Raw genomic sequence first — 13,950 nt, forward strand, 5'->3', positions numbered from 1 at the left:
AGTGAATGCTGGCGCAGATGACAGGTCAGATCAGGCGACTCCGCCGAATCAGGCGGCTGACATGAACAACGGCCTGATCCGGCGTGACGGCCTGATCCGGCGTGCCGGATTGAGAGGCGTGGCCGACTGATCCTGGGTGGCGGACGGAGCAGCAGGAACGGCGCCGCACGCGGGTGGAGGCGGGCGGAGCCAGGGGCATGAAGAGCTCGACGTCAGAGGCCGGTGCCTGCGGCCGACGTCAGGGGCCGGTGCCTGCGGATATCAGAGGTCGGTGCCTGCGAGATCAGCGGCCGGTACCGGCGTGGACCGTGGCTTCGGCGTCACCGTCGAGTCCGTAGGCGGTGTGCACGGTGCGTGCGGCCTCGGTGAGATCGGTGTCGCGCAGCACGACCGAGATGCGGATCTCCGAGGTCGAGATCATCTCGATGTTGATGCCCCCGGCCGACAGCGCCTCGAAGAGGGTGGCGGAGACGCCGGAGTGCGTGCGCATGCCCGCGCCGACGACCGACAGCTTGCCGATCTGGTCGTCGTGGATCAGGTTCTGGAATCCGACCTCGGTCTGCTCGCCGGCAAGGGCTTTGAGCGCTGCCGCGGCGTCCGCCTTGGGAACGGTGAAGGAGATGTCGGTTCGTCCGGTGGCCGACACGTTCTGCACGATCATGTCGACGTTGGCGCCCGACTTCGCGACGATCTTGAAGATCTCGGCGGCCTTGCCCGGCACATCGGGCACACCCGCGACCGTGATCTTGGCCTGGCTGAAGTCGGTGGCGACGCCGGCGACGATCGGTTCTTCCATGACTGCTCCCTCGGCTTCGCGAGGGTTCTTCATGCCCTCGCCCAGAACGTACGTGCCCTCGGCCGACGAGAACGTCGACCGAGCGTGAATCAGGACGCCGTGACGGCGTGCGTACTCGACCGCGCGGATGTACAGCACCTTGGCGCCGTTGGCAGCGAGTTCGAGCATCTCCTCGCTGGAGACGTGATCGAGCTTCTGCGCCTTCGGGATCACGCGCGGATCGGCGGTGAAGATGCCGTCGACATCGCTGTAGATCTCGCACACATCGGCATCGAGCGCGGCGGCGAGGGCGACGGCCGTGGTGTCGGAACCGCCACGACCGAGCGTCGTGATGTCGCGGGTGTCGCGGTTGAAACCCTGGAAGCCCGCGACGATGACGATCGCCCCTTCGTCGAGAGCTTCGCGCAGACGCACGGGCGTGACGTCGACGATGCGGGCGGCACCGTGCTGCGAGTCGGTGATCATGCCTGCCTGGCTGCCCGTGAACGAGCGCGCCTCGAAGCCCATCGAGTGGATCGCCATGGCCAGCAGCGCCATCGAGATGCGCTCTCCGCTGGAGAGGAGCATGTCGAGTTCACGCGGCGCGGGAATCGGTGCGACCTCGTTCGCGAGATCGAGCAGCTCGTCGGTGGTGTCGCCCATCGCGCTCACCGCGACGACCACGTCGTGGCCTGCGCGACGCGTGTCGACGATGCGCTTGGCGACGCGCTTGATGCTCTCTGCGTCGGCGACGGACGAGCCGCCGTACTTCTGCACGATGAGGGCCACGATCACTCCCTGGGATGACGGGCGGATCCGCCCACGCTCATTCTACGATCGGCGCGTATGCCCCATTGCGCATGTGTCGCGTCGAACGCTCGGGGCGCGTCGCGTTGCGTCGAGTGCACGGGATGTCGCCGAGTGCACGGGGTATCCGCGTGGGCAAGCCGTGCACTCGACAGCAAGCCGTGCACTCGAGGTGCGAGGTGCGGGGTGCGGGGTGCGAGAGGCGAGAGGCGGGTCAGAGCGAGGGCGGGAGCGCCTGGGGAGAGACCGGGCGCAGTCGACCACCGGTGGCGGCGAACCAGCAGCCGATGATGATCAGCGGGAAGCCGAGCAGCAGTCCTGGCGTCAGCGGTTCGGCGAGCACGATCGCCCCGAGGATGATCGCGACCACCGGGTTGACATAGGTGAACAGCGGCGCGCGCACCGGGCCGACCTCGCGGATGAGCGCGAAGAACGCCAGGAAAGCCACCGCCGTGCAGATCACGGCGAGTGCGAGGAGCGCGGCGATCGAGGGAAGCGTCGGCACCTGATGCTGGGTGAGCAGCCCGATCGGGAGGTACAGGATTCCGATCATGAGCAGCGACAGGGTGATGGTTCCGAGGGAGGGGACGTCGTTGAGCTTGCGTGCCACGATGAAGGGGGCGATCGCGTACAGCACGGCGACCAGCAGCACCTCTCCCGCGGCGAGAAGACTGACTTCACCGCCGAAGAGCCCAGGGCCTGCGACCACGACCGCGACGCCGATGAAGCCGACGAGCAGTCCGATGCCACGGGCGGGCCGGAGCACCCCGCGGTCACCGCTACCGAGGGCGATGAGCGCGGCGAACAACGGAACGGTCGCCACCAACAGGCCCGTCATGCCGGAGGGCAGCGTCATCTCGGCATGCCCCAGCAGCACGAAGGGCCCCGCCATCTCGACCGCGCCGAAGGCGAGCACCCACGGCCAGTGCTTCAGCGCGGCACGCAGCGCGCCGCTGCGGAGCGCGAACGGCAACAGCAGCAGAGCCGCGATGAGCGTGCGCCCCGCCACGATCGCCGGCGGCGAGAAGGACTCGACAGCGACGCTGATGAACAGATACGGCACTCCCCACAGCAGCGCCATGGCCCCGAAGAGCAGCCAGCCGCGACGCGAGAAGCCCGCGTTCGGGCTCACAGGATGCGCCGACCTTCGAAGGCACGACCGAGGGTGACCTCGTCGGCGTACTCGAGGTCTCCGCCCACGGGCAGCCCGGAAGCGAGACGGGAGACGGTGATCTGCATCGTCGTCAGCAGACGGCTGAGGTAGCTCGCCGTGGCCTCCCCCTCGAGGTTGGGGTTGGTGGCGAGGATGACCTCCTGCACGGTGCCGTCAGCGAGGCGGGTCATGAGCTGGGCGATGCGCAGGTCGTCCGGTCCGATACCGGCGATGGGGCTGATGGCCCCGCCGAGCACGTGATAGAGGCCGCGGAACTCCCGGGTGCGCTCGATGGCCGCGACGTCTTTCGCGTCTTCGACCACGCAGATCAGCGCCTGGCTGCGCCGCGGGTCACGGCAGATGGCGCAGCGCTCCTGCTCGGCGACGTTGCCGCAGACCTCGCAGAACCGCACGCGGAGGCGGATCTCGCTGAGCAGCTCGGCGAGACGCGCGACGTCGAACGTCGGCGTCTGCAGGATGTGGAATGCGATCCGCTGGGCGGACTTCGGGCCGATGCCGGGGAGCCGACCGAACTCGTCGATCAGCTCCTGAACGATGCCGTCATACATCAGGAGAACCTCGTCGGGGGCTCGTAGGGCTCTTCGCGAAGGAACGTCGCGCCGAGCACCTGGCGAATCACGGCCTCACCATAGCGCTGCACTCCGCCGACGGAGGGCGAACGCTCGATGACGACCGGCGCAGCGGCGACGGCCGTGCGCTGCATCTGCGGCGCCGACCGCTCGGGCGGCGCCTGGCGTGACACGGACGGCTCGGCCGGCGGCTCGTACGACGGGTCGTACGGAGGCTCGTCGTCATAGGCCGGAGCCTCGTCGTCACCCGGGAGCGGGGGCTCGTCGCGATCGACGACACCGTCGGACGGGGGAACCGGAGCCGAGGCCGCTGCCTCGACCTCTTCGGGCTCGTCGTCGACGGGAAGCGAAGCGGACGGCGTCGGAGCATCGCGCGCCGGCTCGTCGTTCGTGGACGGAATCGGCGCGACAGCCCACTCGGTCACCGACGATGCGGATGCGCCACGGACCTGCGGACGAGGGGAACCCGCTGACGCAGGCTCCGATGCGGGAGCGGAATCGGCCGGCGCCGACGATCCGGACGACACGGGCTGGCGCGGGGCGCCCCCTGCAGGCATCGGCGCGGGAAGATACTTCACCCGGACGCCGAGCTCGCTCTCGATCGCGGAGCGCAGGTGATCGGAAGGACCCGAGCCGGGGGTCGTGCCCTTGAACTTGGCGACATCGTGCTGGCTGGTGAACCCGAGTGTCAGCACTTCGGTCTCTGTGACGTACGCCAGCGGCTGCACGGCCGTGGCCAGCAGCCAGGACGTGCGGCTGATGCTCTCGAGCCGTGTCAGGACGGCGGGCCACGCGGCACGGACGCGCTCGAACGTGACCGGTCCCTGCGGCGCCGCCACCTGGGGTGCGGCATCGTCAGAAGCGGCACCGTCGGATGCGGAATCGACGGTCTGGCTCGCGGCCTGCTCGACGACCCGGGTCTGGGTAGCGGAAGCAGGAGCGGATTCGACGACGACCGGCTCCGGGGTCTGCGCGGAGACCTCCGGCGTCGCGGAAGCGGACGCGGACGACGCGGAGGGCGCCGACGCAGCCGGGGTCGCGACCTGCCGGATGGGAGCTGCGGCGCGCTCACCCGCAGGCACGGGCGACGGCGTCGCAGCAGCGGAATCCGTCGCCCCCGCGAGCACACGTGCGACCATGAGCTCGAGGTGCAGGCGCGGCGATGTGGCACCCGACATGTCGTCGAGCGCCGCGCTGACCACGTCGGCCGTACGCGAGAGACGTGCGGATCCGAAGGCCGCAGCCTGGGCGCGCATGCGCTCCAGATCGTCTTCGGCGATACCGCGCAGAACCGCCGAAGCGCCGGCGCCGACCGCAGCGATCACGATGAGGTCGCGAAGGCGCTCGAGCAGGTCGTCGACGAAGCGACGCGGGTCTTGCCCGGTCTGCACGACCCGGTCGATCGCCGGGAAGGCGGCTGCGGCGTCGCCCGCGGCGAGCGCATCGACGATCTCGTCGAGGAGGGCGGCGTGCGTGTACCCGAGCAGGGAGACGGCGCGTGCATAGCCGACCGTGACCGTCTCGGATCCGGCGGGCGCGTCGGATCCGGCGATCAGCTGGTCGAGCAGCGAGAGCGTGTCACGGGGCGAGCCTCCGCCGGCGCGGACGACGAGCGGGAGCACGCCCTGCTCGACGATCACGCCCTCTTCGGCGCACAGCTTGGCGACGTACTCGAGCATCGCGGCCGGAGGGACCAGTCGGAAGGGGTAGTGGTGGGTGCGCGAGCGGATCGTGCCCAGCACCTTCTCGGGTTCGGTGGTCGCGAAGATGAACTTGACGTGCTCCGGCGGCTCTTCGACGAGCTTGAGCAGCGCGTTGAAGCCCTGGGGCGTCACCATGTGCGCCTCGTCGAGGATGAAGATCTTGTACCGGTCGCGGCTGGGGGCGAATGTCGCCCGTTCACGCAGGTCACGCGCGTCGTCGACGCCGTTGTGGCTCGCCGCGTCGATCTCGACGACATCGAGGGATCCGCCGCCGGCACGCGACAGCTCGACGCAGCTCGGGCAGACGCCACAGGGCACGTCTGTCGGCCCCTCGGCGCAGTTCAGACACCGCGCCAGGATGCGCGCGGACGTGGTCTTGCCGCACCCGCGGGGCCCGGAGAACAGATAGGCATGGCCGACCCTGTCACCGCGCAACGCCGTCATGAGCGGATCGGTCACCTGGGACTGCCCGATCATCTCGCCGAACGTCTCGGGTCGGTAGCGGCGGTAGAGGGCTGTGGTCACCTCAACAGCCTACGGCGTGCCACCGACCTTCGGCGGGCCCGAGCGTCAGTCGATCGGTTCGATCACCGGGATCGTCGTCGTGATCACGGGAACGGAAGCCGACATGCGCGTGCCGTCCTCGCGTCGGGCGTCGGCGAACTGCCGGAGCGTCGGACGCCCGGGGATCAGCGGCCCCTGATCGGCCAGCGGCACGACGACCTCGTCCTCGACCGTCGCGATGTACGCGGCATCCCGCACGCTGAACGGGACCGGGGGTCCGCTGCGCACCTGGACGCGCAACTCGTCCGCCGTCACGGTCACGTGCAGATTCGATCCCTGCCACTGCAGCGGGAACGACAGCGACGGCCAGCTCGCCGGGAGCCGCGGGTCGAAGCTCAGGTCGCCGGCGTAGTCGCGCATCCCGCCGAAACCGCACACCAGCGCCGTCCACACCCCGCCGGCTGAGGCGACGTGCACGCCGTCCGCCGCGTTGTGGTGCAGGTCGTGCAGGTCGACGAACAGCGACTGCTCGAAGTACTTCTGCGCGAGGTCCTGGTAGCCCACCTCGGCGGCGAGGATCGACTGCACGACCGCCGACAGGGTCGAGTCGCCGGTGGTCAGCGGGTCGTAGTAGTCGAAGTCGGCCTTCTTCTCCTCGGGCGTGAAGTGATTGCCCTGCAGGAAGAGCGCGAGCACGACATCGGCCTGCTTGAGCACCTGGAACCGATAGATCACGAGCGGGTGGAAGTGCAGCAGGAGCGGGCGCTGCTCGGCGGGGGTGTTGGCGAGATCCCACACCTCGCGCTCGAGGAACAGCGAGTCCTGCGGGTGGATCCCGAGGCCCTCGCTGTAGGGGATGTACATGGCCTCTGCCGCGCGATCCCACGCTTCCGCCTCGCCGGGGCCGAGGCCCGTGCGGTCGACCAGCTTCACATAGTCCTCGGGATAGCTCTCCCTGATCTCGCGCACGATCTTGGCCGCGTAGCGGAGGTTGTAGCGCGCCATCACGTTCGTGTAGAGGTTGTCGTTCACGACCGTCGTGTACTCGTCGGGTCCGGTCACGCCGTGGATGTGGAACGTCTCGATCCCATCTCCCACCATGCCCTCGACGAGGCGCGAGGCGCGCCAGAAGCCGAGGGTCGCCCACAACCGCGCGGTCTCGATCGCGATGTCGGCGCCTTCACGACGCAGGAACTCCTCGTCCCCCGTCGCACGCACGTACTTGCCCAGCGCGAAGCTGATGTCGGCGTTGATGTGGTACTGCGCGGTGCCGGCCGCGTAGTAGGCCGAAGCCTCCTCGCCGTTGATCGTCCGCCACGGGAAGAGCGCCCCCGCCTCGTTGAGCTGAGCGGCGCGACGGCGAGCGGCCGGGAGCATCCCCACACGAGCACGGAGAGCGTTGTACGCCCAGCGTGGAGACGTGTACGTGAGGAACGGGAGCACATAGATCTCGGTGTCCCAGAAATAGTGCCCGCTGTATCCCGAGCCGGACACACCCTTGGCGGGGACCCCGGCGCCGTCGGCACGTGCCGAGGCCTGTGCGAGCTGGAACAGGCACCAACGGGTGGCCTGCTGCAGGTCGTCGCGCCCGCCGATCTGCACGTCGCTGCGCGCCCAGAACGCGTCGAGCCATTCCCGCTGGCGGCGGAAGACGGTCTCGACGCCCTCGTCGGCCGCCCGGTCGAGCGAGCGTCGGCAGCGGTCGACGAGCTCACGCGGAGGCACGCCTCGCGACGTGTGGTAGCTGACGAGCTTGGTCACCGTGATCGGCACACCGGCCTTCGCCTGCACGCGGAAGACGTTCTTGGCGATGTCGGCCTCGATCAGCGTGCGGGCGTTGTACTCGTTCTCGGTCTCGACCACGTGGTCGGCGACCACGGCGACGGTCATGCCCGAATCGGCGACGCGGTACGAGAGCGCGGAGCGGAGTCCGTCCTGCCAGTGCTCGGCTGGCTCCAGCACGCGGTCGGCGATCTTCTCGGCCTTGCGGGGGTCGAAGGCCGCGGCCTTCGTGCCGATCGGGGTGCCAGCGTAGACGCCGGCACCGTCCTGCCGGTTGAGCAGCTGGCAGCTGATCGTGACCGGGGCGTCGGCGTTCTCGACGACGACCTCGAGGCGCAGCACGGCGAGATGACGTTCCTCGAAGCTGACGATGCGTTCGTCGCGCATGCGCACGCGCTTGCCGGACGGGGTCTCCCAGACCACGAGGCGCTCCAGCACACCGGTGCGCAGGTCGAGCGTGCGGCGGTACTCGCGCACGTCGGCGTCGTCGAGCGAGACCGGCTCGTCGTCGACGTACACGCGCATGACCTTCGCATCAGGGGCGTTCACGATAGTCTGACCGACCTCGGCGAAGCCGTAGGCCTGCTCGGCGTGACGGATCGGCCACGTCTCGTGCAGGCCGTTGATGAACGTGCCGTGCTCCTGGGCGCCGCGACCCTCGATGTGGTTGCCGCGCAGGCCGAGGTAGCCGTTGCCGACGGAGAACAGCGTCTCTCCGACGCCCTCCTCCGAGTAGTGCGTGTCGATCAGACGCCATGGGTCGACGGGGAAGCGGTCGCGGTCGATCATGCGGTCTCCGGGATGTCGGTGCGGGAAGAGGGAAGGAAGACGGCGAGGTCGTCGACCACGACGGTCGCGCCCGCCGCACGCAGGGCGTCGGCACCCGTGCCACGGTCGACGCCGACCACGGTCGCGAAGCCGGCAGCGGCAGCGGATGCGGCGCCGGACGTGGCGTCCTCGACGGCGACGGCACTGGTCGGATCGACCCCGAGGGCGACGGCACCGGCGGCGAACATGTCGGCAGCGGGTTTGGAGGCGAGCCCGTCACGCTCGGCCACGACGCCGTCGACGACGATCCGGAAGAAGGAGCGCAGGCCCGCGGCACCCAGGACCTCCTCGGCGTTCTTGGAGCTCGACACCACGCCGAGTGGGATTCCGGCGGCATGCAGGCTCTCGACGAGTGCGAGCGAGCCGGGGTACGGCGCGATCCCCTGGCCGCGCAGCGATGCGGCGAACGCGGCGTTCTTGCGGTTGCCGATACCGCACACGGTCTCGGCCGACGGGTCGTCATCGACCTCGCCCCACGGCAGCTCGACGTTGCGACTGTGCATCAGGCTCGCGACGCCGTCATAGCGCTTCTTGCCGTCGACGTAGTCGTAGTAGTCGGCATCGGTGTACGGCGGAGTGATCCCCCAGCGCGCGAACACATCGTCGAACACGGCCTTCCAGGCACGCATGTGCACCTCGGCCGTCGGGGTGAGCACGCCGTCGAGGTCGAAGAGCACGCCGTCGGCGTGGAACAGGTCGGGCAGCGCTTCAGGCACAGAGCCTCCAGGAGAAGGGCGATCGTCGGGCCGGCACCTCTCCGTGCCACTGTGCAAGCGTAATGCGGTCGCGCACCACGGGGTAACCCCCGCGAGAGGATCAGAGCAGCTCTGCCGTCTGCCGGGCGATCTGCAGCTCCTCGTCGGTCGGCACGACGAGGACCGTCACCGGGGAGGCATCCGTGGAGATCCGACGGATGCCGCGCTCCCGAGCCTCGTTCCTGGCGGGGTCGATCTCGACACCGGCGAAGCCGAGCGTGGACATCGCGGCAGCACGCACCGGTGCGGCGTTCTCGCCCACACCGGCGGTGAACGAGATGACGTCGACTCCTCCGAGCTGTGCGATGTAGGCCCCCGCGTAGGCGCGCAGCCGGTGCACGTACACGTCGAAGGCGAGGGTCGCCGCGTCCTCCCCCTCCTCGACACCCGCGAGGATGTCGCGCATGTCGCTGCGCCCCGCGAGACCTGCGAGCCCGCTGCGGGTGTTGAGCAGAGAGTCGAGGTCGTCGATCGAGAGTCCGGCGCGGCGCGACAGGTGCACGAGCGCTGCCGGATCGATGTCGCCCGAGCGCGTGCCCATGACGAGTCCCTCGAGAGGCGTGAGCCCCATCGACGTCTCGACCGAGCGGCCAGCGTCGATCGCGGTCACCGACGCCCCGTTGCCGAGGTGGAACACCAGTTGACGGAGATCCCCGAGGTCACGGCCGAGGAACGCGGCTGCCGACTCGCTCACGTACTGGTGACTCGTGCCGTGGAAGCCGTAGCGACGCACCCGATGCTCAGCGGCGAGCGCGGCATCGATCGCATAGGTGTACGCGGCGGGTGGGAGGGTCTGATGGAAGGCCGTGTCGAACACCGCGACGTGCGGCACCTCGTCGAACACGGCGCGCGCGGCGAGGATGCCGGCGAGGTTCGCGGGGTTGTGCAGCGGCGCGAGCACCGCGAGCTCGTCGATCTGCCGCTCCACGTCGGCGTCGATCAGCGTCGGGGCGTAGAAGCGCGCACCCCCGTGGACCACGCGATGCCCGACCGCGACGGGGCGATGCTCGTCGAGCGAGGGTCCGTGCGCGGCGAACTGTTCGCGCATCACCTCGAAGGCCGCGGCGTGATCGGCGATGGGTCGCTCGCTGCGGTAGGTCGCGTCGAGCATCGTCGGCACGGCGTCGCCCTCGACCGCGGGGCGCACCGTGTGCGCGACGGGGCTGACCTCCTGGCCGATGCGCTCGATCAGTCCGCTCGCGAGCAGATTCTCCTGCTCGATGTCGATCAGGCTGTACTTCAGCGACGAGGAACCGCTGTTGATGACCAGGATGGCGCTCATGCCGCATCCCCCGTCTGCTCGGCTCCCTGTGCCTGGATCGCCGTGATCGCCACGGTGTTGACGATGTCATCGACGAGAGCACCGCGGGAGAGGTCGTTGATGGGCTTGTTGAGTCCTTGCAGCACCGGGCCGATCGCGACGGCCCCGGCCGAACGCTGCACGGCTTTGTAGGTGTTGTTTCCGGTGTTGAGGTCGGGGAAGACGAACACGGTCGCCCGCCCCGCCACGGCGGAGCCGGGGAGCTTGGCCTTGGCCACCGCCGCATCCGCCGCCGCGTCGTACTGGATCGGGCCCTCGACAGGGAGCTCGGGTGCTCGTTCCCGCACGAGGGCGGTGGCGGCGCGCACCTTGTCGACGTCGGCGCCCGATCCGGACTCCCCCGTCGAGTACGACAGCATCGCCACGCGCGGATCGATGCCGAACTGACGGGCGGTCGTCGCGGAGGAGATCGCGATGTCGGCGAGCTGCTCGCTGGTCGGGTCGGGGATCACGGCGCAGTCGCCGTAGACGAGCACGCGATCGGCGAGGGCCATCAGGAACACGCTGGAGACGACGTTCACCCCCGGCTTGGTCTTGATGATCTCGAACGACGGGCGGATCGTGTGCGCGGTGGTGTGCGCGGCGCCCGATACCATGCCGTCGGCGAGCCCGAGGTGCACCATCATCGTGCCGAAGTACGACACATCGGTCACCGTGTCCGCAGCCTGAGCGAGCGTGATGCCCTTGTGCGCCCGCAGCCGCGCGTACTCCGCGGCGAAGCGCTCCACCAGTTCGGGATCGGTCGGGCTGAGCACCTGGGCCGCGGCGATGTCGATGCCGAGCTCGACGGCCCTGGCGCGGATGGACGCCTCGTCGCCGAGGATCGTCAGGTCGGCGACCTCTCGCGCGAGCAGCGTGGCTGCGGCACGCAGGATGCGATCGTCCTCCCCCTCCGGCAGCACGATGCGGCGGCGATCGGCGCTGGCGCGTTCGATGAGCCCGTACTGGAACATGAGCGGCGTGACGACGTGCGCCTCGGCGAGACCGAGCTGCTCGGTGAGCTCGGCGATGTCGACGTGCGCCTGGAAGAGGCCGAGCGCGCGGTCGTACCGGGTGCGCGAATCGGCAGAGATGCGGCCTCGGGTGTTCATCACGCGCACCGCCGTGTCGTACGTGCCGAGGTCGGTCGTGATGATGGGCACCGACGAGGCGAAGCCGTCGAGCAGCCGCACGATCGGCTCGGGCAGCGGGAACGGGCCGTTCAGGATGATGCCGGCGATCCGGGGGAAGGTGCCGGACGAATCGGCGAGCAGCGCGGCCAGCAGCACCTCGGTGCGGTCGGCGGGGATCACCACGACCGCCTCTTCGGTGAGACGAGGCAGCACGTTCACCATCGACATGCCGGCGACCACGATCGTCAGGGCCTCTCTGGTCAGACGATCATCGTCGCCCTTGAGCAGGGTGCCCTCGACGGCGGCGAGGATGCCACGGATCGACGGCGCGACCAGCGCGCGGTCTTCGGGGATCGCCCACACCGGTGTGCTCTCCGCGGGGAGCGCGGCATGCACCGCCTCGATGATGGCGTCGAGCGCTTCCGGGTCGGCGCGGTTGACGGCGACGGCGAACAGCTCCGCCCGTTCCTGCGTCAACTCGGACAGGGCGAGGGCCGCGATCTGCGCGATCGCGGCGGGGGGACGCGCCGTCGTGGTTCCCAGCTGCTCCGCCTGACGCTGCTGGTCGCGGCCGCTGAGCACGAGAAGCACCGGGGCTCCGAGATTGGCGGCGATCCTGGCGTTGAACCCGAGCTCTGCCGGGCTGGCGACATCGGTGTAGTCGCTGCCGATGACGACGACGGCGTCGCACTGCGCCTCGACCGCCTTGAACCGCGCGACAATGGTCGACAACGCGGCCTCGGGGTCGGCGCGCACATCGTCGTAGGTCACGCCGATGCAGTCGTCGTAGTCGAGGTTGACCCCGTCGTGCGCGAGCATCAGCTCGAGGATCTCGTCACGCGCCGTGACCGAGCGGGCGATGGGACGGAACACGCCCACCCGCGGCGAGACGCGCATCAGGGCGTCGAGCGCCCCGAGGGCGATCGTCGACTTTCCGGTATGGCCTTCGGCCGAGGTGATGTAGATGCTCTGCGCCACGACTTCAGCTTAGGCGCGGCATCCATGAACGTACCGAGCGTCTGACCGGGTCAAATGCCGCAGCCTCATTCGCATGGACCGGACATCGCATCGACGACCGCCGTGGCATCCGCCTGGAACCGCGAGTAGTAGTCGCGGTCGGTGTTGATCTGCACCCGGTGGATCGCGGCGGAGGGCTCCATCGTCTGCCAATTGGGGAGCCGCCCGAGACGGTCGAAGAACAGCGTGGTCGCGGTCGCCGGATCCATCCGCTGCTCGACGCTCCCCCACCACTCCTGCTGCTGGAACAGACCGATGCTGGTGGTCCGGGTTCCATCGGGATTGGTGAATCCGCGCGTCTCCCAGTCGCCGTAGTCGATGTTGCGCAGACTGCTCTCGCCCATCGCCGTCATCACCCCGATGATCTGCCCCTCACGCGCGAAGCCGAGAGCCTCTGCCGTGCGGATTATCGTGGCCGCGTTCTCGAGCTGCTCGCCACTCCACCCCTCGATACCCGCAGCGGGGAAGGTCTGCGGGTCGTCGATGCAGATCGGCGCAGGATCGCGCGCGAGTCCCAGCGGGATGAGGACGAACAGGCCGACCGCGACGACGAGGGCGCCGGCGGAGATCAGGAGGCGCTGCCGGATCTTGCGACGACGCAGGCGATTCGCCGCCTGCCGTCGCCCGCCCGGCTTTCTGCGGCGCTGCGGGCTCTTGCGACGCTTCGCCGGCCGCTTCGACGCTGGCGCGCGCTTCGCGCGGGACGCCGGTGCGGCGCTCACGGCGACAGAGCTCCGCGATCGGTTCGCGGACGTCGACCGACCAGGGCGGCGATGCCACCCCCGATGGCTCCGAACAGGTGTCCCTGCCAGGAGATGCCTTCGGCGACACCGAAGACGCCGGCCAGCATCGAGCCGCCGTACAGCGCGATCACGACGATCGCGATCACGGCGTACAGGATGCGGTGCGCCACACGACCGGGGGCGAACACCCGCATCACGACATAGCCGAAGTAGCCGAAGACCAGCCCCGAGGCGCCGACCGTCAGGGTACCCGGCGCATTGAACACCCAGGTGCCGATGCCACCGACGACGGCTACGATCGCGGTGACGGCCCAGAACCGTCGGGTGCCCTCCACGGCGACGAGGCACCCCAGCACCAGGAACGGCACGGAGTTGGCGATGAGGTGCTGCCAGTTCGCATGCAGGAGCGGTCCCAGCACGATGCCGCCGAGACCGGAGACATCCCACGACCGCAGTCCGAAGCCGGTGAACGAGCCGGGAAGGATCGCGTCGGCGAACTGCACGACCCACATCGCGACGAGCAGCAGCACCGGTGAGGCGAATCGGCCGAGCGGATGCTGGGTCTTCAGCGGCGGGGAGACGGTCACCGGATGATTGTCGCAGGTGCAGCCACGAGAGGGCTGAGCGGCGGGGACGAGACGTCCGCGAGGACGGCGCCGATGTCCGGACAAAGAAAATGACTCTCCGCGCACCCAGCAGAGCCCGGTTACCCTTGCTGCGTTTCCGCCCTGGGGGAATTGGCCTGGATGCCGCCACGCGGAGAGCCGTCAACCATCCTAACCCGACCGGCGCGATGGTCCGAACCGCGCCCGTCTCCACGCGCAATCTCAGGGGAACCTGCCAGAGCGGCGCGCCCTGCG

10 protein-coding genes and 1 other RNA gene are annotated in these 13,950 nt (G+C 69.4%); all 11 read right to left on the reverse strand.

All coding sequences use genetic code 11. From position 1 onward, the window contains the following. Nucleotides 1-283: 283 nt before the first annotated feature. A complete protein-coding gene (locus tag ACIQLD_RS07050; protein WP_029258718.1) occupies nucleotides 284-1,564 on the reverse strand; it encodes an aspartate kinase in 1,281 nt (426 codons plus the stop codon). Between the two features lie 232 nt (nucleotides 1,565-1,796). Further along, a complete protein-coding gene (locus ACIQLD_RS07055; protein WP_402606651.1) occupies nucleotides 1,797-2,714 on the reverse strand; it encodes a DMT family transporter in 918 nt (305 codons plus the stop codon). Beyond that, entirely contained in the window at nucleotides 2,711-3,304 is a 594-nt protein-coding gene (gene recR / locus ACIQLD_RS07060; protein ID WP_402606654.1) for a recombination mediator RecR, read from the reverse strand. Before recR ends, ACIQLD_RS07055 begins: the two co-directional genes overlap by 4 nt. Then, on the reverse strand, nucleotides 3,304-5,553 hold the full coding sequence (locus ACIQLD_RS07065; RefSeq protein WP_402606657.1) for a DNA polymerase III subunit gamma and tau: 2,250 nt from the start codon (nucleotides 5,551-5,553) through the stop codon (nucleotides 3,304-3,306). Before ACIQLD_RS07065 ends, recR begins: the two co-directional genes overlap by 1 nt. A gap of 45 nt (nucleotides 5,554-5,598) precedes the next feature. After that, on the reverse strand, nucleotides 5,599-8,103 hold the full coding sequence (locus tag ACIQLD_RS07070) for a glycoside hydrolase family 65 protein (RefSeq protein ID WP_402606660.1): 2,505 nt from the start codon (nucleotides 8,101-8,103) through the stop codon (nucleotides 5,599-5,601). Next, complete coding sequence (locus tag ACIQLD_RS07075) at nucleotides 8,100-8,858, reverse strand: HAD-IA family hydrolase (RefSeq protein WP_402606662.1); 759 nt, start codon at nucleotides 8,856-8,858, stop codon at nucleotides 8,100-8,102. The genes ACIQLD_RS07070 and ACIQLD_RS07075 overlap by 4 nt, the downstream gene beginning before the upstream one ends. Before the next feature lie 100 nt (nucleotides 8,859-8,958). Then, a complete protein-coding gene (locus ACIQLD_RS07080; RefSeq protein WP_402606664.1) occupies nucleotides 8,959-10,179 on the reverse strand; it encodes an acetate/propionate family kinase in 1,221 nt (406 codons plus the stop codon). Continuing rightward, nucleotides 10,176-12,308: a phosphate acetyltransferase gene (pta, locus tag ACIQLD_RS07085; RefSeq protein WP_402606666.1), complete on the reverse strand. Its 2,133-nt coding sequence runs from the start codon at nucleotides 12,306-12,308 to the stop codon at nucleotides 10,176-10,178. The genes ACIQLD_RS07080 and pta overlap by 4 nt, the downstream gene beginning before the upstream one ends. A gap of 65 nt (nucleotides 12,309-12,373) precedes the next feature. Then, complete coding sequence (locus tag ACIQLD_RS07090; RefSeq protein ID WP_402606668.1) at nucleotides 12,374-13,069, reverse strand: hypothetical protein; 696 nt, start codon at nucleotides 13,067-13,069, stop codon at nucleotides 12,374-12,376. After that, nucleotides 13,066-13,677 (reverse strand): rhomboid family intramembrane serine protease, encoded by a 612-nt coding sequence (locus tag ACIQLD_RS07095; protein ID WP_402606670.1) that lies wholly within the window; start codon nucleotides 13,675-13,677, stop codon nucleotides 13,066-13,068. The genes ACIQLD_RS07090 and ACIQLD_RS07095 overlap by 4 nt, the downstream gene beginning before the upstream one ends. An 85-nt stretch (nucleotides 13,678-13,762) precedes the next feature. Beyond that, an RNA gene (gene ffs, locus ACIQLD_RS07100) (signal recognition particle sRNA small type) lies at nucleotides 13,763-13,859 on the reverse strand. Nucleotides 13,860-13,950 lie beyond the last annotated feature (91 nt).

Origin of the sequence: Microbacterium sp. NPDC091662, assembly GCF_044756705.1 — a bacterium.
Classification (GTDB): Bacteria; Actinomycetota; Actinomycetes; order Actinomycetales; family Microbacteriaceae; genus Microbacterium.